Below are 26,116 nucleotides of genomic sequence, written 5' to 3'. Positions count from 1 at the left end.
ATTTGTTCAGCTACGACTGTTTGACGACTGCAAGAAGGGATTTCGGAGATGGACAAATAAAAGTCGGAGTCTAGCCATAGGTTGTAGGTTTTGCGGCAATGAGCAATCCTACGAAAATAAAAAGTGCGGCAATGAGCAATTCTACGAAAATAAAAAAGTTTAATGATTGTGAATTAGTTATCAAATAACTCTATTATAAAAATTTATTTCTATTTTAAAAGAGTATATAAATCAAAATAAAATGATATATAAAAAAACTATCTTGAAAAAATAAATAATCTTCAAGATAGCTTTAATTTATTAAAAATAAAATATTTTATTATTTAGTATCAGCAACTTTATCAGCTAATTTTTTCCCAACTTTGAATTTTACTACTTTTTTAGCGTCTATTTTGATTGGTTTACCAGTTGATGGATTTCTTCCTTCTCTAGCTGCTCTGTCTTTTACTTCGAAAGTTCCCCAACCTACAAATTGGATACTTTCACCTTTTACTAAAAATTCTTCTGTTGTTCCTAAAAAAGCATTAACTAATTCCTCTGCTCTTTTTTTAGTTTCTCCTGTTGCTTTTGCATAAGCATCTACAAATTCTTTTTTTGACATTATATCTCCTCCAAACATTTTTAATTACATTGTTTATTATATGTTACCATATTTTATTCATTTGTCAAGTTATTTATCTCATTACGATTTAAAAAAATCTCAATTTTTTAAAGAATTATTCTGATAAATTTTCTCTTCCAAACTAGAAATTTTAATAATTTATTCTTCTATAACTTTATGAGTTTCAAAAATTCTCTCCATTGTTTTTTTGAATGTTGGAGAACCTACTAAATCATATTGCTTTTGTGTAGGTCTTTTACATACTGCTGCGTAGTAAAACTCGTGGATTTTATCTTTTCTACCATTAATATCACGAAGTCCAGTTTCACCTAGCATTTCATTAAATTGTTTAATTCCTTGTTGAACTTCTGCTAAAGTATGCGTCATTTTCTTACCATCTTTTATGTAGCTTTCTTCCATAATTATAGATCCAATTGGCACACAAGCGGCTACTTCTTGACCATCTTTGTTATAAAATTCTGTCCATTCCTCCTCACTCATAAACAACACACCTCTTTCATCTCTATAAGGCTCCGCTATTCCAAAAGCTGAAAATGCCAATAATCCCAATAAAATAAGTTTTTTCATTGTAAATCTCTCCTTTTTTCTAATTTTTTAATATTTTATATTCATAACTTTTTTATATTTGCTATTAGATAATTTTTTCTTTAAATATTTTCTATCTTCTAACGGAAAATTATTTTCATTCACTTTAAATTCAATATTTAAAAATTTCATAAATGATTCAAAGAGAAGTCTCAAATCTTTTATTAATTTTTCATAATTATAATCTAATTTTTTTACAATTTCATTTATTGAATCTGATATATCGATTTTATTTTTATTCTTAATATGTAAATCATCTGAATATTCAGAATATAAAGAATAAAGGGTATTTAAATACTCTTCTTTTATTTGTTTTTTTAATTTTTCTTTTAAGTTTCGATAACCTATTTTTGAAACATTTTCATAATTTTGATCTTTTTCTATTTTATTCTGATAAATGAACTTTATACTACCTTCAATAACTCCTCTAAAACAGAAATTAATAGAAGGATAAAAATTATTAGGAATATTTAACAACAATCCCATTAAATGATTCGTAATAACTTCTATAAAATCAATTTTTATTTCATTTTTACAATTTTTTTCTATTAATACTAATACTACAAATATATTTTCTATTTCTATATATAGTTTTTCTAACTGTTCTTTAGTTACTTCAGATACTGTATTAATATCTATAAAATTATAATTTTGATTTAAAAATCTTAAATATTTATTATTTTTCATGAATTACCTACTTATTTCTAGAAAATTTTTGTAATAATTCTTCAATATAATTTTCTTCACCATTTTTTCTGGTTTTTTTATTTTTTATGACTTCTTCTTCTGATTTTAATCCTTTAATTGCATCGTAAATTTTATTCGAATATTGAATTATCTCTTCATTTTTTGATAATGAAATTGTTTTTAAGACTTTGGATAATATCATTGGTCTACTTTTCATAATATATTCTTTAAAATCGAATCCTAAGCTATATATAAACTTTTTTAAGTCAGGATTACTTTTGAAATGTTGTTTTTCTATTATTAGTACAGAAAAAATTGCATATAATTCATATCTTTTATTTTCTTCTGATTTCATTGATTTAATTTTATCTAATTTTGTTATTACTCTCATTTAATTCACTCATCCTTTCAATAAATTCTTGACATATATCGTCTAAATTACTCATTAAACCTTTATCTTTCCTATCTAAAATGAAACTTTGAAGTTTTGATGTATTTATTTTATCATAGTATCTAAAATTATTTTTGAAAAAATACATATTTTTAAACATTTTATTTTCTTTTATCTGTTTAACTCGCTGAATTTTTCTTCCTTTTTGTTCTTCCTTTATCATTGTAAATATTACACCTAAATTTTGAATTGATTTTATTCTAAAATTTGCTCTGTAACTTTTTGTAATTTCTTTTATTACTCTTTCTAATAAATCTAATCCAAATAATGAGTAAATATCAGGCTTTAATGGAACAAAATAATAGTCTGATGCTAATAATGAAGAGATTGTATAAAAAGAATAAGTTGGAGGACAATCAATAAAAATGAAATCATATTCCTCTTTTATTCTGTAATCTTCAATAAAATTATATAATTTTTGTTCTACACTTCCAGAAGTTTCTCTTTCCATAAATATGGTTTCAAGCTCGCCTGGAATAATATCTAATGTATCTGATAACTTACATATAGTTTTTTCTTTTTCTACATTCTCATCAATAATTTCTGTTCTTTTAAAAATATTTTGAATAGAAGGTATTTCTCTTTTTTCATTCAAATCTTTCTTTATGTCTTCTCCTTCAAATATCTTAAACTTTTCAAAAAAAGATTGAGTGCAATTAGATTGTGGGTCAATATCTATAACCAATATCTTCTTTTTTTCTTTTTCAGATAAATAATATGCAATTTCTTTACAAAGTGTTGTTTTTCCTACACCACCTTTCATATTCAAAAATGAAATTACATTTTTTTTATTCATTAATACCTCCCCTTTCTATTGATTCTCTTTAATATTATACCCTAATTTTTTTATTACTTCAATAAAAATCATTTTATTTTTTCAATATTTCAAATATTATTTTAATATCAATCTTTATGTCTTCTCATTATTTTTCAAAAAACTATTGCTAAAAATTCAAAAAAAATATACAATATAAGCATTACAATACAATAAAAATTAAATATAGAAGGAGAAAATATGAGATTATCAAAAGCATTTTTAAAAACATATAAGGAAGCACCAAAAGAGGCTCAAATTGTGAGCCATCAGCTTATGCTTAGAGCATTTATGATTAAACAGCTTACGCGAGGGGTTTATACTTATTTACCATTTGGATACAGAGTTCTAAAAAAAATAGAAAATATTACAAGAGAAGAAATGGATAGAGCAGGGGCTCAGGAACTTCTTATGCCTGTACTGCAACCTGCTTCACTTTGGGAAGAATCCGGACGTTGGTTTGCTTACGGGCCTGAACTTATGAGATTAAAAGACAGAAACGAAAGGGAATTTTCGCTTGGGCCTACTCACGAGGAAGTTATTACAGATGTTGTAAGAGATTCGATTTCATCGTACAAGGAACTGCCTTTTAACGTTTATCAGATTCAGACAAAATTTAGGGATGAAATGCGTCCAAGATTCGGTCTTATGCGTGGAAGGGAATTTGTCATGAAGGATGCTTACAGTTTTCATTTAACACAGGAGTCGCTTGATGAGGAATATTTAAACATGAAAGACACTTATTCAAGAATTTTTGAAAGAATGGGACTTAATTACAGGGCAGTCGAGGCTGATACAGGTTCTATTGGAGGAGATGCTTCGCATGAATTTATGGTGCTTGCAGAAAGCGGAGAAGATGACATTTTATACAGCGACTCTTCAGATTATGCGGCAAACGTTGAAAAAGCAACAAGCATTATTGAACTAAAAGAAAGCAGTGAAGAAAAACTTCCAAAAGAATTAGTTGAAACTCCAAATGCAAAAACAATTGAAGAGCTGGCTAATTTCTTGAATATCCCTAAAGAAAAAACTGTAAAGGCAGTAATGCTGAAGGAAATTCTTGAAGATGGGGAAAAATTTGTGCTAGCCCTAATTCGTGGAGATTTGGATGTAAATCCTATAAAATTAAAAAATGTAATCGGAGCTTCTACAGAACTTGAAATGATGAGCGAGGAAGAATGCAAAAAATTTGGGCTGGTTGCTGGATATGCAGGTTCTTACGAGAAAAAAGAAGGCTTATACGTTGTAATTGACGAAACTGTAAAATATGTAAGAAACTTTGCTTTGGGTGCTAATAAAGCTGATTATCACTATGTAAACGTAAATATTGAAGACTTGGCATATGACTTAGTTGCAGATATCAGAACTGCCAGAGCTGGAGATATTTCCCCTGATGGAAAAGGAGTACTAAAAATTGCACGTGGAATAGAAGTTGGGCATATTTTCAAACTTGGGGAAAAATATTCAAAAGCCCTAAATGCTACTGTTCTTGATGAAAACGGAAAACAAGCCATTATGAAAATGGGATGTTACGGAATGGGAATGTCAAGAATCATTTCAGCCGCAATCGAACAGAACCACGATGAATACGGTATAATATGGCCAAAAGCAATAGCCCCTTACCACGTTGATGTAATAATCGCCAATATAAAAGACGAAACACAGGTAAATATAGGTGAACAATTGTATAATGAATTAAATCAAAATAAAATTGAAACTGTATTAGATGACAGAAATGAAAGAGCAGGATTCAAATTCAAAGATGCCGACTTAATAGGTTTCCCACTAAAAATAGTTGTTGGAAAAGGTGCAGCTGATGGAATTGTGGAAGTGAAAGATAGAAAAACTGGAGAAAGTACGGATGTAAAAGTTGAGGAAGTTTTGAATTTTGTGAAGAATTTTATGGCAGAGTAAAAAACTTTGATATATAAATTCTATATCTAAGAGGAATGTACATTATGTGCAACAGATTAAAATACCTGTTTAAAAGGATAAATATTAATTAGGATTGGGAGAAAGAAATGAAGATATTGAAAGAAAAGTTAAAAAACAGTTATATCTCTATTCTTGATTATTTCAATGAAGCATTTAAACTATTCCGGTATTTTATAAAAAAAGAAAAAAGGTGGATTTTTTTAATTTTTTCTATTTTACTGATTTCTGCGATGTTGGAAAATAGACTACAAACTGATGTGGAATTAGATTTAAAAGAGAATACTAAATATATATTTTATAATCATTTTTTAACATACCCACTATATGCAACATACTGGGTTTTATACAGAAAAATTATTTTTAAATTGACTGATAAAAAAGAAAACTATAATATTTTAAAATCTTATATAAGAGCATTTATTACAGTAATTATAATTTCAATACCTATTTTAATTATAACGATATGCAATTTTTATATGAATTTTTTTCAATATAATTATTCTTATCTATTATTTCTATTAAGCAGTCAAATATTATTAATTACACTAATTTTTACAGCCATTATGGTTTGTGTATTTATTTATTTCTTACAAGTTCATATGTCAAAAGATTTATCTTTGAGAAAAACATTGAAATACACTTTAAAAGTTTCCAAATCAAACAGATGGCGATATATAGTTTGTTTTTTAATTGAAAATATTGCTTTTGTTATTATAAAAGAAATAATTAAAATAGTAGTAGCGTTCTTTATAATTTGGTTGCATATAGACATTAAAAACATAGGAATGTTGGTATTTAAAGCATTTATAGAAAATTTTGTCCCAGCTTTGTCCGCAATATATTCTATATCTTTAATATCAATTATTTTTGTAAATGTCGATTATCAAAAACAGAAAGAAAATATAAAATAAAAAATAGTTAGAGGTGCAAACAAAATGGAAAATATAAATTCTAAAAAAATAAAAAATATAGTATTTGATTTAGGAAATGTTTTAATAAATTTTGACAAAGATACATATTTAGAAGAAAAATTACCTAAAGAAAAAAGAGTGGCATTTCATGAAAATGTAATTAATACAAAGGAATGGTTAATGCTTGACAGGGGAACTTTGACTTATCCTGAAGCTAAGAAAATTTTTAAGGAAAGAAGTCCACATTTGGCTACTGAAATTGATAATTTTTTTGACAAGGACTTTTTTGAATTGTTAAAGCCTATAAAACAAAATATTGAACTTCTTTACAAATTAAGAGATCATTATGAATACAAATTATACGTGCTTTCAAATTTCCACAAGGACTCATATGAATATGTCTTTAAACACAACGATTTCTTTAAATTATTTGAAGGCTGCCTAATTTCATGCTATTTCAAACTTTTAAAGCCAGAAGAAAAAATTTATGACACTCTTCTTTATGAATTTGGATTAATTCCAGAAGAAACATTATTTATTGATGATATGAAGGAAAATATTGAAGCCGCCGAAAATAAAGGAATCAAAGGACTTCATTTGCCAGATTATACTAAATTAGAAGAGGAATTGAAAAACATTTTGAAAATTTAATAAATTTAAAAATCAGGAAGTTACTTTAAACATTATATTTGAATAATTTCTTGATTTTTTATTTTAATTTTACTATTGACTTTGTGAAAAAATGCACTATAATATTATTAAAGAATTCTAAATTTTATAGGAGATGATTTTTTATGAGAAAGATTATTAATTCGCCATCAAAATACATTCAAGGAAAAGATGAAATCTCTAATTTGGCATCTTATTACAAATTACGTGGTAACAGCGGAGCATATCTTTTAGTAGATAAATTTATTTTTGATAATTTTAAGGATAAAATTGTTGAAAGCTTTGAAAAAGAAGGTATTAACTACCATGTTGAAGTTTTTGGGGGAGAATGTTCAAAAAATGAAATTAACCGAAATATTGATATTTTAAAAGAAAAAAAATGTGATGCAGTATTTGGAATCGGTGGAGGAAAAACTCTTGATGCGGCAAAAGCAGTGTCGTATTACGAAAATATCCCTGTCTTCATCGTTCCGACAATTGCTTCAACAGATGCACCATGCAGCGCTTTGTCAGTAATCTACACTCCAAATGGAGAATTTGAAGAATACCTGTTCTTAAAGGCAAATCCTGATATGGTAATAATGGATACTGATGTAATAGTAAATGCACCTGCCAGACTTCTTGTCGCTGGAATTGGAGATGCACTTGCCACTTATTATGAAGCCAAAGCCTGTGTTGATTCAAATGCTTCTTCAATCGCTGGAGGTGGCATTACAAAAGCTGCTATTGCAATTGCAGAATTATGTAAAGATACTTTATTCCAAGACGGTTTAAAAGCTAAAATTGCAGTAGAAAATAAAGTAGTTACGCAAGCTGTTGAAAATATAATCGAAGCAAATACTTATTTAAGTGGAATTGGATTTGAAAGTGGAGGACTTGCAGCAGCTCACGCTATTCACAACGGACTTACAATTCTGGAAGAAGGACACCACATGTATCATGGAGAAAAAGTTGCATTCGGAACAATTACGCAATTAGTTCTAGAAAACAGATGTCTATGTGAAATCAAAAAAGTTGTAGAGTTCTGTAAGAGTGTAGGACTTCCGACAACATTGGATGAATTAGGAATGGGAAGTGTTTCTAAAGAAAGACTGTATGAAGTGGCAGAAGCAAGTACAGCCGAAGGTGAAACAATTCATAATATGCCATTCAAAGTTACTGCCGATGATGTTTTTGCTGCAATATTAGTAGCGGATGAACTTGGTAAAAATTAATAAATAACAATAAAATATTTGATTTTTAGTTTTTTAAATTCTTTTAAATTCTTTTTTATATGGAGTGTCGTTATGGCACTCCATTATTTTTTATCTATTTACAAAAAAATAAGAAGTACCATTTCTGATACTTCCTTATTCTTCCAAAAAAACATTTTAAAGTTTTATTCAATCCCTAATTTATTTCTTCACATCATAAATTAATTTTTCCCCATCACTATCCAGCACAACCGTACTATTTTCAGGTACTTCGTTGCTCAAAATCATTTTTGATAAGTTAGTTTCTATATCTTTTTGAACAAAACGTTTTAGAGGTCTTGCTCCATAAGCTGGGTCATAAGCCTCGTTTACGATGTAGTCCAGAGCTTTGTCTGTAAATTCAATTTTTATGTATTGTTCCTTTAATTTATCGTTTATTTCATCAAGGATAAGTGATATAATATTTTTCACACTTTCTTTTCCTAATGCCTTAAATACGATAATATCGTCAATTCTGTTCAAGAATTCTGGCTTGAATCTATGTTTCATTTCATTTAACACAGCCTCTTTTGTAGGCTCTGAAACTTGCGGATCTTCTAATATGATTTCACTTCCAATATTTGAAGTCATAATGATAATTGTATTCTTAAAGTCTACAACTTTCCCTTTACCATCTGTAAGCCTTCCATCGTCAAGTAGCTGCAACAGAATATTAAATACATCTGGATGAGCCTTTTCGATTTCGTCAAATAGAATTACTGAATAAGGTTTTCTTCTTACTGCTTCTGTCAACTGACCACCTTCTTCATATCCTACATACCCTGGAGGTGCTCCGATTAATCTTGTGGTGCTGAATTTATCCATGTATTCACTCATATCAATTCTAATAATATTGCTTTCATCATCAAACAGATTAAATGCAAGAGTTTTTGTCAAATAAGTCTTACCTACCCCTGTTGGTCCTAAGAAGATGAATGAACCAATTGGACGGTTTGGATCTTTTAATCCAGCACGTGAACGAATTATTGTGTCGCTTATTGTTGCGATTGCTTCATCTTGTCCGATTACTCTTTTCATCATTTGTTCTGCAAGATGTAAGATTTTTTCACGTTCTCCCTGTAACAATTTTGAAACTGGTATCCCAGTCCATTTTCCAACAATTTCTGCTATTTCTTCACTGTCAATTTCCTGTTTTAATAATTTATTTGCATCTGGATTTTGATTTTTGGCTTTTTCTTCTTCATCTGCCCTTTGTTTTTCTAGTTCCGGCAATTTACCGTATTGCAGTTCAGCTAGTTTGTTATAGTCATTTTTTCTTTGTGCATCAGCAATTTGAAGTTTAACTTTTTCAATTTCTGTATTAATATTTTGGATTTTTTCAACTTCCTGCTTTTCACTTTCCCATTGTGCCTTAAATGTGGCTTTTTTCTCGTTAAGTTCTGCCAATTCTTTTTCCAATATAACAAGTCTGTCCTTAGAAGCCTGATCCTTTTCTTTTTCAAGTGCCACTTTTTCAATTTCAAGCTGCATAACACGTCTTGTCACTTCATCCAGTTCTGTTGGCATTGAATTAATTTCAGTCTTAACTTTTGCGGCAGCCTCATCAATCAAGTCAATCGCTTTATCTGGTAAAAATCTGTCGTTTATATATCTGTCACTCATTGTAGCCGCAGTAACTATAGCATTGTCCGTAATTCTAATTCCATGGAAAATCTCAAATTTTTCTTTCAATCCACGTAAGATTGAAATTGTATCTTCCACAGTCGGCTCATCTACCATTACAGGCTGAAATCTACGCTCAAGTGCCGCATCCTTTTCAATATATTTTCTATATTCGTCAATTGTAGTAGCTCCGATAACCTTTATTTCCCCACGTGCAAGCATTGGCTTCAAAAGGTTTCCAGCGTCCATAGATCCCTCTGTTTTTCCTGCTCCCACAATATTATGTACTTCATCAATGAAAAGAATTATTCTTCCTTCACTTTTTTCAATTTCTTCTAATACCGCTTTTAATCTTTCCTCAAATTCCCCACGATATTTCGCCCCTGCAACCAAGGCACCCATGTCAAGCGAGAAAATTGTCTTATCCTTCAAATTTTCTGGTACATCGCCTTTTAGTATTCTTTGTGCAATCCCTTCTGCAATAGCTGTTTTCCCAACTCCAGGCTCACCAATCAGAATCGGATTATTTTTATTTCTTCTTGATAAAATCTGTATAGCCCGTCGGATTTCATTATCTCTTCCAATAATTGGATCAAGTTTACCTTTTCGAGCCAGTTCAACCAGATCTTTTCCAAATTTATCTAATGCTTCGTATGTACTTTCTGGATTATCTGTCATAATTTTTCTACCTCCTCTTACATTTTCAAGTACAGTTTCAAACTGTTTCTTATTTATTCCATAATCTTTTAAAAAGCTGTTATTATCATAACTTGCCAAAAACAAATGTTCTGTACTAATATAGCTGTCTCCCATTTTCTTTGCAATATCTCTTGCTCCAACGAGAACTCTATTTAATTCACTATTCGCTCTTGGCTCACTATTTCCGCCTTCAATCTTAGGAAAACTTTCCAGTTTGCCCTCAATTTTCCTAATCATATCAGTCGTATCAATTCCCATTTTCTTAAGCACGCTAGGAATCAGTCCATCCATCTGCCCCACAAGTGCAAGCAACAAATGTTCCACCTTTATATCAGAATGTCTATATCTAATCGCAAAGTTATTAGCCTCTGAAATAGCCTCAATACTTTTTTGCGTAAAGTTCTGTTCCATACACATCACCTTCTTTTTTAGTTTAAATTATTTTTATTTATTAGCACTCTTCTTATATGATTGCTAACAAATATAATATATCACTATTTAATATTTTTGTCAATCGTTTTTTGAAAATTTTTTTACATTTTTTCAAAAAATTTATAATATACTCAACAAAGACTGTAATTACGGTATTTAGAAAATATAAAATATTTTTTAAAATTTATAATAATATAAAAATCAGAGCCAAATTACTAATTATCTAAACTTTTTGTATAGCAAACAAAATATGGAATGTCTAAATCAATCAATCCAAAATGTAAAAAAGGGAAAAACTGCATTAAAAGAACACGAATTAATTGAGGTGGAATAGTGAAAAAAGTATGGTCTGATGAAGCATGGAAAGAATATCTCTATTGGCAAACTCAGGACAAAAAAATTATAAGAAAAATAAATAATTTAATTAAAAATATAGATAGGAATGAATATCATTCTACAGTAAAATCTGAACAATTATCTGAAAATCTTGTTGGATATTGGAGTGTCAGAATTGATGAAGTAAATCGAATTGTTTTTAAAATTGTAAATATACTCAAACCTATTTTAAATTAAACTGTTAAAATTATATAAATTTATGGTTTGAGTAAAATAGTCATAGCTTTTGAGTTTGGTTTTAAATAAGTTTTACTATGATACATTAGAAATATGGCAATGTGATTCACATTATCGAGATAAATAAAAAATTTAGGAGCGTCAAAGGCTCCTTTTTTAATTATAGTTCTCTTTCACAACTTCCACAGCCTTAATAGCTGAAAGTGATACAATTATATCAGAAATATCAATTTTTTCATCCATATTTACAGTAAAAATTACTGTATTCTCAGCCTCATTTTTATCTATTTGTGTTATTTTTATCAATTTCTGATTAAATACTTCATATGTTGCCAAAAGCCCTTTGGCATAATTTTTATCTTCCAAGAATTTTACTTCAAATTTTAAAAGTTTTGTTTTTTTTACAATTTTAGGCTCAAATTTTTTAAATATCACTATTATTACAAGCATAAATACTATTGCTGGAATTGCTAAATTATAAAATCCCCATCCTATTCCAAGTCCTGCACAGCCTGTTGCCCATATTCCAGCGGCAGTTGTCATTCCTCCAACAGTTTCACCCTTTTCTTTCATTATGCTTCCTGCACCTAAAAATCCTATTCCACTTACAACTTGAGCACCTAGTCTTCCCAAATCTGTTTTTATAACCCCAGATAATTTTAAATTTATACTGGCAAGTTCCAGAATATTAAGTCTCAACTGATCCTGTACCATAGAAATAATTGCCGCTCCAAAACATACCAATATATGTGTTCTAAATCCTGCAGGCTTATTGTCTTTTTCACGTGTATATCCAACAATTCCTCCAAAGACAACTGCCAGTAGCAATCTGAGAGAAACAACTTCTACAGTTAATTTATTTACAAAGCTATTTTTAAAAAGTTCATTCGTTATTTCTATAAAATTAATCATTATGTATCGTCTCCTTTTTATTTTTTACTAAAAATAATATTTGCAATATTAAACAAAGAATTAAACTCAATACACAAAAAACTCTTCTCTTTTTTATTCTTTTTTCAATATTCTTTGCCTTCTTTATATCTTTCTCATCCTTTAATTTGCTTTGTGGCAGTTCATAAGTATATTTATGCCAATTTGACAATTCTCTATCCGTCCCAAACTTATCTACAAAAAATCTAGGACTTTTTAAACTTAATTTTTTTAAATTAAATTTTCTCATTATTTCTTCTTTTGTTAAATGATATTTAGTCTCATTTGAAGTTACATAAAAATATCCTGAATGTTTATTTACGTATTCTTCCACTACCAATCCATCTCCATTTGGTGGATTGCTAGCATAAGCTGGACTTTCTTTTATAATTTCATCAAAATAGTAAACATATCCTATCCACACATCTCCTTTTTTCATCAATCCTTTCACATACGCTCTTCCTACATCATCCTGCTCTTCCCCGCCAAAATTAATATTAAATAATAAATCATTTTTATCTTTAACAAGCGAATCAATTGTATTAAATATCAGCCTTCTATAAATTTTTTTATTGTGCAAAGACAAACTCATATTTTCAGTTATTGGAAATTTATAAAAATGCCAAATCGTAATCCACAATAAAATTATATTTATTCCTAAGAATACTTTTTTCATAATAATTTCTCCATTTCCCAAAAAATTTACTATTTTCAAATTTTTTATATCAAACTATTAAAATTAAATAATTTTGAAATCTACGCAAAATTTATAATTTCTATTTTTTAACAAAGTTTACTACAAAATAATTTTACCACATTTTTATAAATAATAAAGAAATAATTGTAAAACAAAAAAACTTGAATTTCGTAAATTTACTACTCTTCAAGTTTTTATCATAATTTATTTTTTATTAATTTTCTTCATTTTCAGTATATTCTTTTGCAACTTCATCAACTTTATATTCTTCAGCAATTTTGTTAATTAAGTTGTTTCTTTCTTCAATTGCCTTATTATTTAATAATCCATTGGCAATTTGTTGATAAGCGCTATTTGGTGTTACATTTCCTAATTTTACTTTTTCATTTTCATAAATTTCAGTAATTTCTTCTTGAGTAACTTTTACATTTTTTCTTACTTCTAAGTCTAAGTAATAGTTTATGTATACACTATCTTTAATGATTTCAAGATCTTTTTTATTTTGTTCTTGTTCCTCAAATTTTTCATCAGCCATTTTTTTACCGATTACTTTACCAACAATTATAGTTTTAATTATATCAGGATTTCCTTTTGAGAATAATAGTTCTTTTTTTGTAATTTCTACACTATCACCCATTTCTTCAACTAATTTATTTAATTCTTCAGCTTCTAATATAGCAACTTGTTGATTCAACAAATCTCTTTGAATAATTTCCTTTGCTTGAGAAAATGGAATATTTTGTGCATCAAAACTAGGTTTGTTGTCAGTGTATAATTTTGTAACATCATTTTCATTTACAGAAATTTTGTCTTCAATTGCCTTTGCAACAAAGAATTTATGTTTTTCATTTTCAACGAGATAATCAAATTCTTCCTGTTCTTCATCAGTAAATTTATATTTTTTAGCAGCTTCTAAAACAGCTTTATTAGTTAAAACTCTTTTTATCCCCTCGTTGTCTAATCCTTCTCTTTCTTCATCTGTTAAAGTTAATTTAATATCTTCAGCTTTCTTTTTTGCCATTTTTTCTCCTTAATTCTAATAATTTTTTATTTTTAGTTTTTTTAACTTTTACTATTTTACACTATTTTTTAAAAAATTTCAAGGAATATTTTTAGTTTTAATACTTTTTTAGTATTAATTTATAAATACTCCCAAGTTATTTACTTAACATTCTACTCAAAAATTCTTTAGTTCTTTCATGTTTTGGATTTTCAAAGATATTTTCAGGCTTGTCATCTTCCACAATTATACCTTGATCCATAAATACAACTCGACTCGAAACATCATGGGCAAAATCCATTTCATGCGTTACAACAATCATCGTAAGTCCACTTTTTGCCAAATCTTTCATTACTTTTAGAACCTCTCCAACCATTTCAGGATCTAGTGCTGATGTTGGCTCATCAAACAACAAAACTTCTGGCTGCATCGCCAATGCTCTTGCTATTGCCACCCGTTGCTTCTGACCACCAGAAATTTGATTTGGCTTTGCATGAACAAAACGTTCCATTCCTACTTTTGCCAAAAATTCTCTTGCTATTTTCTCAGCCTCGTCTTTTGACTTTTTCAAAACTTTCATTTGTCCAATTACACAGTTTTCTAAAACACTTAAATTATTAAACAAATTAAATTGCTGAAATACCATTCCTACTTTTTCTCGCAATGTAACAAGTGACACATCTCCTGCCATCGCATCTTTTCCATGAATTAAGACTTGTCCGCTAGTAGGCTTTTCAAGTAAGTTTATACATCTTAAAAGTGTTGATTTTCCACTTCCAGACGAACCAATTATACTTACAACTTCCTTTTCATAAACATCAAAGTTTACATCCTTTAAAACTGTTCTCTTTCCAAAATCTTTTCTAATATTTTTTATTTCAATAACTTTTTTACTCATTATTTCTCCTCCCCATTAGCATCATCTAAAATTTCAAAATGTTGAGGCCCGTCAATTCGTTTTTCGATTTGTTTTAAGATTAATGATAATGTAAACGTTAAGAAGAAGTAAATCACACTTGTTATAATAAATACTTCATAATAACGTGAGTAAGTTCCCGCAACAGAATTTGAAATAAAGAACAGTTCAGTAACACTTATTACATTTAATACAGATGTATCTTTAATATTTACAATAAGCTCATTTCCAATCATTGGTAAAATATTTCTAAACATCTGTGGAAAAATGATACTTTGCATCAACTGAAAATTCGTCATTCCAATAGCTTTTGCCGCTTCAAACTGTCCGTTATCAATCGAATCAATCCCTCCACGTATAATTTCACTCATATATGCACCCGTATTTATTGATACAATAAACAGTGCCGCCACCATTGGTGACAGATTAATATGAAATACTTGTGATAATCCGTAATAAATTACCATTGACTGTACTATCATTGGGGTTCCTCTAAATACAGCAATATAAATTGAAGAAAACCAGTTTAAAAATTTTAATCCAGTTTTTTTATACTTATGAGACTGTCCATCAATTTCTGCTTCTGAATACCTTAATAATGCAACCAGTAATCCAATGAAAAATCCAACTACTGTACCCGTAATTGAAATATACAGTGTTGAAGCTGTACCTTTCACAAATGTCATCCAGTTGTTTTTAATAAAAAATATTACCCATCCAAAAAATGAACGTGAGGCTTCATTTGGCTGATTTTGTATAGACTTTTCCATAATACGTTGACGTACTTTAGGAGTTAAATCTTCATCTAATATTTTATTGATTTTTTCCTCCAGCTCTGTATTTCCCAATTTCATTCCAATAGCTACATTCACTTCTTCTGTATCGTATTTAAATCCTGTATTTTTATCAAATGAAATGAATTTTAAATTAGGATTTGAAAATTGAGCCGCCATAGCTCCAGGTCTTTCTGATATGTATCCATCTATTTTCCCTGAATTTAACGCTACTATCATAGCTGGAAAACTTTCCATTGCAGTTTGCTTCTGTACGCCTTTCATCTGATCAATAACATCATAGTGAAGTGTGTTTAATTGCCCTGTAATTTTTGCTCCTGTAAAATCATTAATTGATTTGGCATTTGCATATTTTCCATTCTTTTTCACAACTACTACTAAATCTGATTCATAATATGGTTTTGAAAATGTTAGACTTTGACGTCTTTCAGGCGTTGCAGACATTCCCGCTATAACTAAATCAACTTTTCCAGAAGTCAGTGCAGGGCCAAGCAATGCTTCCCATTTTGTTTTTACAATTACCAGATTTTTATTCAATTTTTTTGCAATAACTTTGGCTATTTCAACGTCATATCCCCCACAATAACCTCCATCAACTTTTACAGCACCATTTTTAGCATCATTTTGAAACCAGTTGAAAGGAGCGTATCCACACTCCATCCCAACCTTTATATCATCACTATAGCCTGTTATGAAAATTGCAACAAAAACTAATAATATTAATATTTTATTTCTTATTGTACTGAATTTCATATTTTATTATAATGCTCCTTTTTTTATTAAAGTTTCAGCTATCTGAATTGTGTTTGTAGCGGCACCTTTTCTTATATTATCTGCTACAACCCATAAATTCAAAGCATTGTCTGCTGAAAAATCTCTTCTAATTCTTCCAACATAAACTTCATCAGTATCCTGAGCATTTATCGGCATTGGATAAACATTATTCTTACTATCATTTTGTACTATAACTCCTTCTTTTTCCTCAAATGCACGAATTACATCTTCCAATTCAAATGGTCTTTCTAATTCGACATTTACAGATACCGCATGCCCATATCTAACTGGTACTCTCACACAAGTCGCAGTTGCTTTTAAATCTGGCAAATTCAATATTTTTCTAGTTTCATTAATCATTTTTTCTTCTTCTTTTGTATATCCATTATCTAAGAAAACATCAATGTGTGGCAATGCATTAAATGCAATTTGATGCGGATATCCTTTTGAAGGCTCTCCTTTTAGATTAGCTTCCAAATCATCAAGTCCTCTCTGTCCAGAACCTGCCACAGCCTGATAAGTTGAATAGATTACTCTTTTCAATCCATATTTTTCTTGTAAAACTTTTAATACAGGCATCACCTGAATTGTTGAACAGTTTGGATTTGCAATAATTCCTGGATGATTTTCTAACGCTTCTGGATTTGCTTCAGGAACTATTAACGGAATATTTTTATCCATTCTCCAAGCACTGCTGTTGTCTATAACAACTGCACCTTTTGCCTTAAATTTTGGAGCATATTCAAGCGATACTGCTCCACCAGCTGAAAATAAAGCCACATCAATATCCTCAGCTATTGCATCATCTTTTAATTCCATAACAGTATATTCTGTTCCATTAAATTCAATTTTTTTACCAGCTGAATTTTTTGAAGCATAAAGGTATAATTTTTCTACTGGAAAGTTTCTTTCCTTTAATACTTTTAGAAATGTTCTTCCAACAAGTCCTGTTGCCCCGACAATTGCTACTTTGTAATTTTTCATTATTTTTCCTCCTAAAAACTTTTTTGATTAAGGTTCTATATCTAAAAATTTGATTATTTCTTTACATTACCCTAAATCTAATGTATATATAATACACTATTCTTATGTCTTTTTCAATATGAAAAATGAAATAATAAAAAATATGTATCCAAAAATACATATTTCTTAAATCTTATTAAACTTCTCTTATTCTCACACCGTATTTAAAATATTTATTCCAGTATGTATTTTCCAAAGTTGAGATTACAACTCCTTTTGAAGCTGAAGCATTAATAAAAAGCGTATCTCCTAAATAAACTGCTGTATGATTGTTTTTTTCTTCTGGTCTAAAAAACACAATATCTCCAGGTTTCAAATTTTCTTTTGAAACATGAGTTCCTACTTTTACTTGCTGCACAGTTTGTCTTGGCAGTTCGTATCCATAAACTTCACGATAAACTCTACGTGTTAATGCTGAGCAATCCATTCCATTTTCTGAATCTCCACCAAGCGAATATTTTGTACCTTTCCAATTACTATATGCCTTTAATAATTGATTTTGCAACTCTACTGTTTTTTTTTGGCTAAAAGTACCATTTAACAATATTTCTTGATGTCTTCTCTTTAATTCAGATAATTTTTGTAATACCAATTGTGAATTTGGCATTGAACGATCAACAAGTCTATTTTCATCAAATAACTTTGTTACTTTCAAATCATCTATTTTTTCATTTAACTCACTATATTTTTCAGACTTTCTAACTGTATCTGTACTTTTATGTGCACTCTTTTTTTGTTCTGAACTATTGTTTGAAGTAGAATAGTGATTTTCTATTTTTTCTTTTTTTCCTCCTATAATTTCAATAGTAATATTTTCATTTCCTAAATTATTTTTTGATGAAAAATCATTATTGTTTGTTTCTCCAGTTTTTCCCTTACTTGTTTCATTTGTCTGTAAATTAGCACATCCTACAGTCATCAGCATGCATGCCATAGTAAAAGTTGATTTTCGTACCATCTTTTCTCCTCTCTAAAATTATTTTGAATCAATTATCAAATTTACAGGTCCGTCATTTTCAGAAATAATTCTCATATATTGTCCAAATTCTCCAGTTTCAAATCTAATTCCTGTCTGTTCCAGTTTTTTTACAAAAAGATTATAAATTTCATAAGCTTCACTAGCTGGTGCCGAATCAGTATAACTTGGTCTTCTCCCTTTTTTTGTGTTTCCATAAATTGTAAAATTACTTACAATTAGAAGATTTCCATTTATATCTTTTACTGATAAATTTAGTTTACCACTTTCATCATCAAAAATTCTCAGATTAATTAATTTGTCAATGCAAAAATCAATATCCTTTACAGAATCTCCGTTAGTAATTCCAATATATGCAACTATTCCTTTTTGAATTTTCCCTTTAAATTTATTATTTACAAATATTTCTGCAAAATTTACTCTTTGAACTATTATTTTCATTTTTTTCCTTATTCTTTAAATCATAACTTTAATAATATCTTCTTTCTTGACCAATTGTAGTATCAAAACCATGCCCTGGATAAACCTTGATATCTTCATCCAATGCCAATAATTTCTTTAATGATTTTCCCATTTCAATAGGATTACTAGTTGGTAAATCTACTCTTCCATAAGTCCCTTGAAACATTGTATCTCCAGAAATCAATATCTTGTTTACCTTATCGTAATAACAAATATCCCCTCTGCTATGTCCTGGCGTTTCAATTATTTCAAAATTAAATTCTAGACAGCTTTCAGGGACTTTCCCTTCTTTTCCAATTTTATCATTTTCCCTTAGTGTTACAATTTGAACACTTTCCTTATCTAATTCAAATTTTCCTTCTCTCCAAACAAAAAGTGACAATTCAGGATTAAACAAAAATTCATATCCGCCTTCACTTATATAAATTGGAACTTTTTTATATTCCAATATTGATGGAATTCCTAGAATATGATCCCAATGACCGTGAGTAAGAAGTATTGCTAACAAATTTAATTTATTTTCACTAATATAACTAACAACTTCATTCATCTTTTCCTGACCAGGATCTACAACGTAGCAATCATTACCATAAGAAATCACATAACAGTTACTTTGTACCGCATTATCATTCAAAAATCTCCTTATTTCCATAATTTCTCCTTTTATATTTTTCTATTATTTTTAACTACTTTACATTAAATTGATAAAATTAAAAATATTTAGATTAAACATTTTTTACATCTTATTTTCAAATTCTTTTATATGTACATCCATTTGCGGATAAGGTATCTCAATTCCAGCCTTATCAAACTCAGTCTTAATTTTTTCATTTAATTTTAGCTTAAGATTCAAATAATTTTCTGAACGTGTATAAACATAAATATAGAAAATTATCGCAGATTCAGCTAATTCTCCGACTCCAATAATAGAATCTTTTGAAGCTAGAATCATCTTTTTATCCTCGTCGCTATCTTTTTTCAATATTACAGTATTTTGCATATTTTTACTATTTCTGGAAGTTTCTTCTTCTATTTTTTTAGTTACTTCATCTTCAGCTTCCTTCATTTTTTTTCTAGAAAAAATCGCTGAAAATAAATTGACTTTACTTTTTTCTTTATTTTCTAATATTGTATTCTGAATTTTTGCAAGCAAGTTATTTTTTATTTTAGTTTCTTCTACTTCATCCATCGTTTCTTCTTTCACTATTCTTTCTAAGACCTTCTTTACTTTCTGAATATCACTCTTATACGAAACGCCAATTTTCAAATCAAGCCTACGCTCCCCATCCTGCTTAATGTTCCGGATTTCCGTATTCGTAACTATTCCATTTGGAATTATTACAAGCTCATTTTGTGGATTTAACATTTTTGTATAAAAAAGCTCAATCTTTTTAACCGTACCAATATAATTATTATACTCAATTGTATCACCAACTCGAAATGGCTTAAATGTAAGAATTATAAGTCCACCGCAAAAGTTACCCAAAGTTTCCTTAAAAGCAATCCCAAAAATTATCCCAGCCGCTCCTAGAAAAGTTGTGATGGAAGATGTGTTAATTCCAAGAATTCCAATAGAAGAATAAACTATAATAAAATAATATAAAATAGAATAAATTGAAAGTAAAAATGAAGCTAAACTTTTATCAACATTTGACTTTTCCATTATAATTTTCAAAATTTTTTCAATTCTAGTCTTAAATATTTTTCCAATTTTTATAATTAAAAAGATTATAAACAGTCTAAATATATTAGTTTTCAAAAATTTAATTATATTCTCTAATTCCAAAAATTTTTGTAATTCTTTCATAAATATATATGACAGTATATAAAAGTTGTATAACTATATATACATTCCTTTCCTTTTATTTCTTTTTCATATAATTATTTAAAAGTTAGTTTTAAATATAGTACACGTCTTATTTTAAACTTTTTATTTTTAAAATTACTTTGATTATAAAGTAAAGTAACTTAGAAATAAAATTATATTAGCCCTGTTCGACAGTCTATAATCCAAAATTATAAATCTCATAAATTAATGGAAATTTCATGAAAAACTCTCTGTTTTGACTGGGTTTTACTATAATTTTTATTATTTTTTTAACAAAACAAAAAATGTGATAAGTATATATTTTTACCTGTCACATTTCATTATTTCTATTCCACTATTTTTTAACAAAGTATCCTAGATTCTCTAATTTTTTTATACTTTCAGGAAAATATTCCTTAGCAGTTATCTGTATTCTTTCTCCAGTTGGCATTGTTCTATAAATATTTGTTTTTTCTAGTTCTTTTATAGCTTCTGCTTCTGTTTTTGGTTCTGATAAAATATCTGCAACAATTACATCTACATCATTTATATCACCTACTATTTCATTTCTAGAATTTCCAATTCCAATCGCTCCTACTCCTTCTCCAATAGTTAAAACTCTTATATAATTTCTAAATTTTTTAGGAATATAAACTTTATTTTCTTCATAAGTTATTATTTCATTTTCAGAACAGTAATATTTTATTTTACCATTAATCATACTATTTAAAACAAATTTTCTTAGATTCATGATAATTTCATTTCTCTCTTCTTCTGTTTTTTCCTCTTGAGAATTTTCTTCCCAATATTTTATAGCATCATTAATCTTAAAACTTTTATTTGGTATTTCTAAAAAATGAAGCATTATCATTTTTATATTTTCTTCATTTAAAGTTTCTAATTCTTCTTTTGTAAATTTTGATGTTAATAAAAATGAATCTATTATATCATTAGGGAAGGTTTCAGTAAAATTCAATTTTTCTATTTGACTATTTTTGCAGATTAGTGATCTTCTAAATTTAGTATCAAGTATATAATCAAGGCATTGTTCTTTTATTACATTATTACCTTGTGATAACTGATACAACTTTTCTTTCGTACTTTCATTATATACACTTATAATAGATAATCTTAATGAAATATCTGAGATGTATTCTAAATTTTCTTTTTTTAATAGATCTACAAATTCATGTAAATAAATTGGTTTATTGAAATTTTCTAAGTACTCATGTCCAACATAATAATCTTGCATTCCTAAAATTTCTTCTATTTGATGAACGAAATCTCCTTTTTTCTCAATAATATCTATGTAACTCTTCATTTGTTCTGCCACAATTGAAATAAACGTCTTTCCACGTTGAGTTTTATCTCCTAATGAAATTTCTGGAAAATACTTGTTGGCATAAATCATCATTTCACGTATTTTATCAGGTTCTTTCCATCCAGGATATGTATTATAAGAAATATAAGCGATTCCTTCTTCAGCTAAATTCTCATTACATATTTTCACAATTTTTTCTTTCACAATTTCAGGAACCCATGAAAATACACCATGAACGATAATATAATCAAATTTTCCAAAATCTTCATTTATATCCAAAATATTTTTTTCAATTAATTTAATATTTTGTAATCCAATTTTTTCAATAACTTCATTTCCTTTTTTTACTTGTTCCGCTGTCAAATCAACTCCAATAAATTCAGCTTCAGGATTATACAACGCCTGTGTTATAATATTTCCTCCAAACGATGATCCTAATTCTAAGACTCTAGCTTTTCTAGAATCCTTTGGTGTCAATCCAAATAACTTTCCTTGAGCCTCTAGTAATGCTGGTATAGTGTAATTAAATGGATTAGATTTGTAAAGTACTTCATTATATGTATTTTTATTTTCCATAATTTTTTAATATAAGAAATCTAGATTAATAGTTTTCTAACCATTACATAATCTAAGATTTATTCTTATACTTAATCTCCTTTCAATATTTTATTAATTTAAATTTTTATTTAACTTTTTTAATTTCAATATACTTGATACTCATATTATGTTTGCTTAAAAACATTTCTTCAAATTCAGTTCTAATATTTTCATCTGCTTTTTCAGAATTATGTAAATCTTTCGTATGATAAATAGTCTTATAGTTATCAAGTCTATCTACTAATTCCAGGACATCTTCATAATATTGTTCATGATCAGTCTTAAAAAATAACATTCCACCTGATTTCATTATAGTATCAAGTCTTACAAACAAGTTTTCATTTATTACCCTTTTCTTCTCTTCACCTTCCCAAGGATCAGGAAAATTAATGTAAACTCCTGTTATCTCGTTTTCTCCAATAAAATCCAATACTGTCTCTGCTCTTTTTCTTACAAACAGAATATTATTTAAATTTCTTTTTTTAGATTTTTTTGCACCTAAAACAAGTCTCTTAAATCGTAATTCTAAAGCAATATAGTTTCTGTCCTTAAATTTTTGTGCATTTACAACAGTGAAATTTCCACTTCCACAGCCAATTTCTAAATAAATATCGTTATTATTTTGAAAAAACTCATTCCATTTTCCACGATATTCATCAACACTTTTATTATTATACATCAAATGCTCAGGAAATTCAAGCATTTCATACATATATTTATTATAATTTTTTTTAGGCTTTTCAAAAAAGTACTTCCAAATCTCTTTTTCATTTATAATTTTACTTTTTTCAGCATTAATTTTTTTAAATTCATCATTTACTTTTTTTATTTTATTCCTTCGTTTCTGTTCAGCTTCTGTAATTTTTATTTTTTGTCCATTTTTTCCGATAATTTCAATTTTATTCGTATTTTCCATTTTTAATTATTTTCCTTATTTTTAAAATTATTTTTTCAACTTAAAAGTCAGAGTCTAGCCTTCTATTTTCATCTTAAAATAGAATCACCATAAAATTTTAGATAATATCAACCAAAAATTTCTTTCAAAATTTTATCTATCTCATTATTTTTTTCAAAAAATGTTTTTGTATCAATATTTTCAGATTTTTTCAAATATTCGATAATTTCATTTTCGTTTTCCACAATTTCAATAAATCCTAGCTCTTTAGCATACTTCACAATTTCCTCTATATTCTGAAAATATTTCCCAATAATTGGCTTTTTACCATAATATAGTGGCTCCAAAATCGAATGCCCCCCAATATCAGTGAGAGTTCCACCAACAAAGACAAAATCTGCCATCTGATAAAAATCCGTTAAAACTCCCATTTTATCAACTATAATTATTTTTTTATAATTTTGAATTTTATAATTTGATTTATCTTTTTCAATTTGTGTAATTAGCAAATAATCATCTTTTGAAAAATTTTCCAAAATAATATTTTCAATTTCACTAATTCTTTCCAAATGTCTTGGTACAAGTACTAATTGATATTCATTATTAATATTTATCTGTTTAAATACTTCCAACCAAATTTTTTCTTCATTTGGACGTGTACTTCCACATACAATTACTTTTTTATTTTTATCTATAACTGTTTCATGATATTTTTTTATCTGTTCTTCCGTGATTTTATTGTATTTAATCGAATATTTCAGATTTTTATAAACTTTGATTTTATTCTTGTCAATTCCTAATTTTTCATATCTCTCTTTGTCAGGAAAGCTTTGCACCATTATTTTTTTAGCATAATTTATTACTTTCTTTATAATCCATTTAAATTTAAGATACGATTTTAATTTTTTTTCAGTAAGCCTTCCATTGACAATAAATAGTTCTCCATTCTTTGAAGCAAAATAATATAAATTTGGCCAAATCTCTGTTTCTATAACAATTGTTTTTTTAATTTTATATTTTTTATAAATTTTACGGATTGCAAAAAAATCATCAAGTGCAAAATAAAATATTTTAATATTCTTATTTTCATAATATTTTTTATTAACTGCCGAAAATCCAGTATCTGTCATAACAGAAAGAATTAATTTCTGTTTTTTATCTTTCAATATTTTTTCAATTAATTCCTGTGTTAGATTAAACTCCCCTACTGACGAGAAATGGATAAGTATTGTCTCTTTATTACTATTAAGGAAACTATCATTTCCCATTTTTTGAAATAGACGTGATTTAAAAAAAATTAACAGTTTTTTATTGAATATTGCCAGAATAGATATTATAAAATAAAGTAGAATTCGTAATAAATTATATAAAATCATATCTTCCTCATTTTTTAATTTAATTTTAAGTAAAAAGACTATCTCTTAATGAATTTACATTAGAAATAGCCTTTTATTAATTTGCAAAGTAAAAATTATTTTCCTTCTGCTACATTATCAGCTAATTTTTTACCTACTTTAAATTTAACAACATTTTTAGCAGGTATTTTAATTTCTTTTTTAGTTTGTGGATTAATTCCTGTTCTTGCAGCTCTTTCTTTTACTTCAAATGTTCCCCATCCAACAAATTGAACAGAATCTCCTTTTAATAATGTTTCTTCAACAGTTTCTAAAAATTGGTTTACCAATTCTTCTGCTCTTTTTTTAGTTTCTCCTGTAGCTTTGCATAAGCATCTACAAATTCTTTTTTTGACATATTAATCAAACCTCCAAATTATTCTTCTTTAATTAAAGTACTAAACTATTATACACTATTTTCAGTATTTGTCTAGTATTTTTTTTAAATTTCTCGATTTTTTTTCATTTTTTTATCATTCTATGTTTTTTCTAATTTTTTTAAAAATAAAATCAAATTATTTATTAAATTTCATGCTTTTATGTATATGTTTAAAATAAGATTCTAATTTTTTCGTATAAAAAAAATTTATTACTTCTTTTGTTTAATTATATATAAAATTTCATTTTTTACTTCCTCAATATTTTTAGAAGTTGTATCTACTTCAATTGCATCATTAGCTTTTTTTAGTGGACTTTCTTTTCTTGTTGAATCAATTTTATCCCTTTTCAAAATATTTTCATAAATTTTTTCAATTTTAACATTTTCCCCTTTTGCAACAAGTTCCTTATAACGTCTATTCGCTCTTTCTTTGGCATCTGCAATCAAAAATATTTTTACATCCGCATTTGGAAAAACAATTGTCCCAATATCACGCCCGTCTAGAATCACATTTTTCGATTCTGAAAATTTTCTCTGTAAATCGACCATTTTTTCACGAACCTCACGTATCGCTGCAATATCGGATACATTTTCCGAAACAATAGGTTTTCTAATCTCCTCACTCACATTTGTATCATCTAGATAAAATCCGTTTTCTTTAATATCAATTCTCAAATCATCCAGCATTTTTATGATTTTGTCTAAATTACCCAAAATTCCATCATTTAAAACCTTTAACGTAACAAGCCTATACATTGCTCCTGTATCAAGATAAACAAGTCCCAGCTCCTCTGCAATCAATTTTGCGATAGTGCTTTTCCCACTTCCAGCAGGACCATCAATAGCAATTATCATATTCTTCCTACTTTCTTTTTTATTATTTTTATTTCATTTTCTATTTTTAAATTTTAATTATTT

General features: G+C 27.8%; 25 protein-coding genes and 1 pseudogene. 5 read left to right on the top strand and 21 right to left on the bottom strand.

Annotated features, from left to right (window positions below; all coding sequences use genetic code 11):
* Positions 1-319 precede the first annotated feature (319 nt).
* From HMPREF1552_RS00550 to HMPREF1552_RS00530, 5 genes are all read right to left on the bottom strand, one after another.
* Complete coding sequence (locus HMPREF1552_RS00550; RefSeq protein ID WP_039900872.1) at positions 320-601, bottom strand: HU family DNA-binding protein; 282 nt, start codon at positions 599-601, stop codon at positions 320-322.
* Between the two features lie 159 nt (positions 602-760).
* Positions 761-1,189: a hypothetical protein gene (locus HMPREF1552_RS00545; protein ID WP_021743071.1), complete on the bottom strand. Its 429-nt coding sequence runs from the start codon at positions 1,187-1,189 to the stop codon at positions 761-763.
* Between the two features lie 27 nt (positions 1,190-1,216).
* On the bottom strand, positions 1,217-1,894 hold the full coding sequence (locus tag HMPREF1552_RS00540; protein ID WP_021743070.1) for a hypothetical protein: 678 nt from the start codon (positions 1,892-1,894) through the stop codon (positions 1,217-1,219).
* Between the two features lie 7 nt (positions 1,895-1,901).
* Entirely contained in the window at positions 1,902-2,285 is a 384-nt protein-coding gene (locus HMPREF1552_RS11515) for a hypothetical protein (protein WP_021743069.1), read from the bottom strand.
* Positions 2,260-3,141: a ParA family protein gene (locus HMPREF1552_RS00530; RefSeq protein ID WP_021743068.1), complete on the bottom strand. Its 882-nt coding sequence runs from the start codon at positions 3,139-3,141 to the stop codon at positions 2,260-2,262. Before HMPREF1552_RS00530 ends, HMPREF1552_RS11515 begins: the two co-directional genes overlap by 26 nt.
* 219 nt (positions 3,142-3,360) lie before the next feature.
* On the opposite strand from HMPREF1552_RS00530, the gene HMPREF1552_RS00525 reads away from it, so the two are divergent.
* The 4 genes from HMPREF1552_RS00525 (at position 3,361) to HMPREF1552_RS00510 (ending at position 7,888) form a co-directional block, all read left to right on the top strand.
* Positions 3,361-5,073 carry a proline--tRNA ligase gene (locus HMPREF1552_RS00525; RefSeq protein ID WP_021743067.1) on the top strand — a complete coding sequence of 571 codons (1,713 nt, stop codon included), beginning with the start codon at positions 3,361-3,363 and terminating at the stop codon, positions 5,071-5,073.
* A 116-nt stretch (positions 5,074-5,189) separates the two neighbouring features.
* Positions 5,190-6,005, top strand: a complete 816-nt coding sequence (locus HMPREF1552_RS00520; RefSeq protein WP_155827464.1) for a hypothetical protein — start codon at positions 5,190-5,192, stop codon at positions 6,003-6,005.
* Positions 6,006-6,029: 24 nt separating this feature from the next.
* Positions 6,030-6,656: an HAD family phosphatase gene (locus HMPREF1552_RS00515; protein ID WP_021743065.1), complete on the top strand. Its 627-nt coding sequence runs from the start codon at positions 6,030-6,032 to the stop codon at positions 6,654-6,656.
* A 143-nt stretch (positions 6,657-6,799) separates the two neighbouring features.
* A complete protein-coding gene (locus HMPREF1552_RS00510; protein ID WP_021743064.1) occupies positions 6,800-7,888 on the top strand; it encodes a glycerol dehydrogenase in 1,089 nt (362 codons plus the stop codon).
* A 180-nt stretch (positions 7,889-8,068) separates the two neighbouring features.
* Here the strand turns inward: HMPREF1552_RS00510 and clpB are convergent, their stop codons facing one another.
* Positions 8,069-10,639: an ATP-dependent chaperone ClpB gene (gene clpB, locus HMPREF1552_RS00505; protein ID WP_021743063.1), complete on the bottom strand. Its 2,571-nt coding sequence runs from the start codon at positions 10,637-10,639 to the stop codon at positions 8,069-8,071.
* A gap of 354 nt (positions 10,640-10,993) precedes the next feature.
* Between clpB and HMPREF1552_RS00500 the strand changes: the two genes are divergently transcribed.
* The gene (locus tag HMPREF1552_RS00500; protein WP_021743062.1) at positions 10,994-11,233 is read left to right on the top strand and encodes a Txe/YoeB family addiction module toxin; all 240 of its coding nucleotides are present in this window, start codon (positions 10,994-10,996) and stop codon (positions 11,231-11,233) included.
* A 156-nt stretch (positions 11,234-11,389) separates the two neighbouring features.
* On the opposite strand, the gene HMPREF1552_RS00495 is transcribed toward HMPREF1552_RS00500, so the two are convergent.
* The 15 genes and pseudogenes from HMPREF1552_RS00495 to cmk form a co-directional block, all read right to left on the bottom strand.
* A complete protein-coding gene (locus HMPREF1552_RS00495) occupies positions 11,390-12,145 on the bottom strand; it encodes an MgtC/SapB family protein (protein WP_021743061.1) in 756 nt (251 codons plus the stop codon).
* Entirely contained in the window at positions 12,138-12,839 is a 702-nt protein-coding gene (locus HMPREF1552_RS00490) for a hypothetical protein (RefSeq protein ID WP_039900871.1), read from the bottom strand. The genes HMPREF1552_RS00495 and HMPREF1552_RS00490 overlap by 8 nt, the downstream gene beginning before the upstream one ends.
* Before the next feature lie 235 nt (positions 12,840-13,074).
* The gene (locus tag HMPREF1552_RS00485; protein ID WP_021743059.1) at positions 13,075-13,881 is read right to left on the bottom strand and encodes a hypothetical protein; all 807 of its coding nucleotides are present in this window, start codon (positions 13,879-13,881) and stop codon (positions 13,075-13,077) included.
* 136 nt (positions 13,882-14,017) lie between these two features.
* Positions 14,018-14,758: an amino acid ABC transporter ATP-binding protein gene (locus HMPREF1552_RS00480; RefSeq protein ID WP_021743058.1), complete on the bottom strand. Its 741-nt coding sequence runs from the start codon at positions 14,756-14,758 to the stop codon at positions 14,018-14,020.
* Positions 14,758-16,323 (bottom strand): ABC transporter substrate-binding protein/permease, encoded by a 1,566-nt coding sequence (locus HMPREF1552_RS00475; protein WP_021743057.1) that lies wholly within the window; start codon positions 16,321-16,323, stop codon positions 14,758-14,760. Before HMPREF1552_RS00475 ends, HMPREF1552_RS00480 begins: the two co-directional genes overlap by 1 nt.
* Positions 16,324-16,329: 6 nt before the next feature.
* Positions 16,330-17,328: an aspartate-semialdehyde dehydrogenase gene (locus HMPREF1552_RS00470; protein WP_021743056.1), complete on the bottom strand. Its 999-nt coding sequence runs from the start codon at positions 17,326-17,328 to the stop codon at positions 16,330-16,332.
* A 175-nt stretch (positions 17,329-17,503) separates the two neighbouring features.
* On the bottom strand, positions 17,504-18,325 hold the full coding sequence (locus HMPREF1552_RS00465) for a C40 family peptidase (protein WP_021743055.1): 822 nt from the start codon (positions 18,323-18,325) through the stop codon (positions 17,504-17,506).
* A gap of 18 nt (positions 18,326-18,343) precedes the next feature.
* Positions 18,344-18,784, bottom strand: a complete 441-nt coding sequence (gene dtd, locus HMPREF1552_RS00460) for a D-aminoacyl-tRNA deacylase (RefSeq protein WP_021743054.1) — start codon at positions 18,782-18,784, stop codon at positions 18,344-18,346.
* Between the two features lie 28 nt (positions 18,785-18,812).
* The gene (locus HMPREF1552_RS00455; protein WP_021743053.1) at positions 18,813-19,457 is read right to left on the bottom strand and encodes an MBL fold metallo-hydrolase; all 645 of its coding nucleotides are present in this window, start codon (positions 19,455-19,457) and stop codon (positions 18,813-18,815) included.
* 84 nt (positions 19,458-19,541) lie between these two features.
* Positions 19,542-20,612 (bottom strand): mechanosensitive ion channel family protein, encoded by a 1,071-nt coding sequence (locus HMPREF1552_RS00450; protein ID WP_021743052.1) that lies wholly within the window; start codon positions 20,610-20,612, stop codon positions 19,542-19,544.
* A gap of 355 nt (positions 20,613-20,967) precedes the next feature.
* Positions 20,968-22,509, bottom strand: a complete 1,542-nt coding sequence (locus tag HMPREF1552_RS00445; RefSeq protein ID WP_021743051.1) for a class I SAM-dependent methyltransferase — start codon at positions 22,507-22,509, stop codon at positions 20,968-20,970.
* A 106-nt stretch (positions 22,510-22,615) separates the two neighbouring features.
* Positions 22,616-23,446, bottom strand: a complete 831-nt coding sequence (trmB, locus tag HMPREF1552_RS00440; RefSeq protein ID WP_021743050.1) for a tRNA (guanosine(46)-N7)-methyltransferase TrmB — start codon at positions 23,444-23,446, stop codon at positions 22,616-22,618.
* 107 nt (positions 23,447-23,553) lie between these two features.
* Complete coding sequence (locus tag HMPREF1552_RS00435) at positions 23,554-24,801, bottom strand: 3-deoxy-D-manno-octulosonic acid transferase (protein WP_039900870.1); 1,248 nt, start codon at positions 24,799-24,801, stop codon at positions 23,554-23,556.
* A gap of 95 nt (positions 24,802-24,896) precedes the next feature.
* A pseudogene (locus tag HMPREF1552_RS00430) lies at positions 24,897-25,177 on the bottom strand (HU family DNA-binding protein).
* A gap of 231 nt (positions 25,178-25,408) precedes the next feature.
* Complete coding sequence (cmk, locus tag HMPREF1552_RS00425) at positions 25,409-26,053, bottom strand: (d)CMP kinase (protein ID WP_021743047.1); 645 nt, start codon at positions 26,051-26,053, stop codon at positions 25,409-25,411.
* Between the last annotated feature and the right edge of the window lie 63 nt (positions 26,054-26,116).

Origin of the sequence: Leptotrichia sp. oral taxon 879 str. F0557 (assembly GCF_000469385.1) — a bacterium.
Taxonomy (GTDB): domain Bacteria; phylum Fusobacteriota; class Fusobacteriia; order Fusobacteriales; family Leptotrichiaceae; genus Leptotrichia; species Leptotrichia mesophila.
Note: the sequence above shows the minus strand (reverse complement) of the source record. Positions and strands in the feature narration are given on the sequence as shown.

Bases quoted from the DNA above. Each gene is read 5' to 3' on its own strand.
- HMPREF1552_RS00550 (WP_039900872.1), bottom strand. From the start codon at position 601: ATGTCAAAAAAAGAATTTGTAGATGCTTATGCAAAAGCAACAGGAGAA.
- HMPREF1552_RS00545 (WP_021743071.1), bottom strand. From the start codon at position 1,189: ATGAAAAAACTTATTTTATTGGGATTATTGGCATTTTCAGCTTTTGGA.
- HMPREF1552_RS00540 (WP_021743070.1), bottom strand. From the start codon at position 1,894: ATGAAAAATAATAAATATTTAAGATTTTTAAATCAAAATTATAATTTT.
- HMPREF1552_RS11515 (WP_021743069.1), bottom strand. From the start codon at position 2,285: ATGAGAGTAATAACAAAATTAGATAAAATTAAATCAATGAAATCAGAA.
- HMPREF1552_RS00530 (WP_021743068.1), bottom strand. From the start codon at position 3,141: ATGAATAAAAAAAATGTAATTTCATTTTTGAATATGAAAGGTGGTGTA.
- HMPREF1552_RS00525 (WP_021743067.1), top strand. From the start codon at position 3,361: ATGAGATTATCAAAAGCATTTTTAAAAACATATAAGGAAGCACCAAAA.
- HMPREF1552_RS00515 (WP_021743065.1), top strand. From the start codon at position 6,030: ATGGAAAATATAAATTCTAAAAAAATAAAAAATATAGTATTTGATTTA.
- HMPREF1552_RS00510 (WP_021743064.1), top strand. From the start codon at position 6,800: ATGAGAAAGATTATTAATTCGCCATCAAAATACATTCAAGGAAAAGAT.
- clpB (WP_021743063.1), bottom strand. From the start codon at position 10,639: ATGGAACAGAACTTTACGCAAAAAAGTATTGAGGCTATTTCAGAGGCT.
- HMPREF1552_RS00495 (WP_021743061.1), bottom strand. From the start codon at position 12,145: ATGATTAATTTTATAGAAATAACGAATGAACTTTTTAAAAATAGCTTT.
- HMPREF1552_RS00490 (WP_039900871.1), bottom strand. From the start codon at position 12,839: ATGAAAAAAGTATTCTTAGGAATAAATATAATTTTATTGTGGATTACG.
- HMPREF1552_RS00485 (WP_021743059.1), bottom strand. From the start codon at position 13,881: ATGGCAAAAAAGAAAGCTGAAGATATTAAATTAACTTTAACAGATGAA.
- HMPREF1552_RS00480 (WP_021743058.1), bottom strand. From the start codon at position 14,758: ATGAGTAAAAAAGTTATTGAAATAAAAAATATTAGAAAAGATTTTGGA.
- HMPREF1552_RS00475 (WP_021743057.1), bottom strand. From the start codon at position 16,323: ATGAAATTCAGTACAATAAGAAATAAAATATTAATATTATTAGTTTTT.
- HMPREF1552_RS00470 (WP_021743056.1), bottom strand. From the start codon at position 17,328: ATGAAAAATTACAAAGTAGCAATTGTCGGGGCAACAGGACTTGTTGGA.
- HMPREF1552_RS00465 (WP_021743055.1), bottom strand. From the start codon at position 18,325: ATGGTACGAAAATCAACTTTTACTATGGCATGCATGCTGATGACTGTA.
- dtd (WP_021743054.1), bottom strand. From the start codon at position 18,784: ATGAAAATAATAGTTCAAAGAGTAAATTTTGCAGAAATATTTGTAAAT.
- HMPREF1552_RS00455 (WP_021743053.1), bottom strand. From the start codon at position 19,457: ATGGAAATAAGGAGATTTTTGAATGATAATGCGGTACAAAGTAACTGT.
- HMPREF1552_RS00450 (WP_021743052.1), bottom strand. From the start codon at position 20,612: ATGAAAGAATTACAAAAATTTTTGGAATTAGAGAATATAATTAAATTT.
- HMPREF1552_RS00445 (WP_021743051.1), bottom strand. From the start codon at position 22,509: ATGGAAAATAAAAATACATATAATGAAGTACTTTACAAATCTAATCCA.
- trmB (WP_021743050.1), bottom strand. From the start codon at position 23,446: ATGGAAAATACGAATAAAATTGAAATTATCGGAAAAAATGGACAAAAA.
- HMPREF1552_RS00435 (WP_039900870.1), bottom strand. From the start codon at position 24,801: ATGATTTTATATAATTTATTACGAATTCTACTTTATTTTATAATATCT.
- cmk (WP_021743047.1), bottom strand. From the start codon at position 26,053: ATGATAATTGCTATTGATGGTCCTGCTGGAAGTGGGAAAAGCACTATC.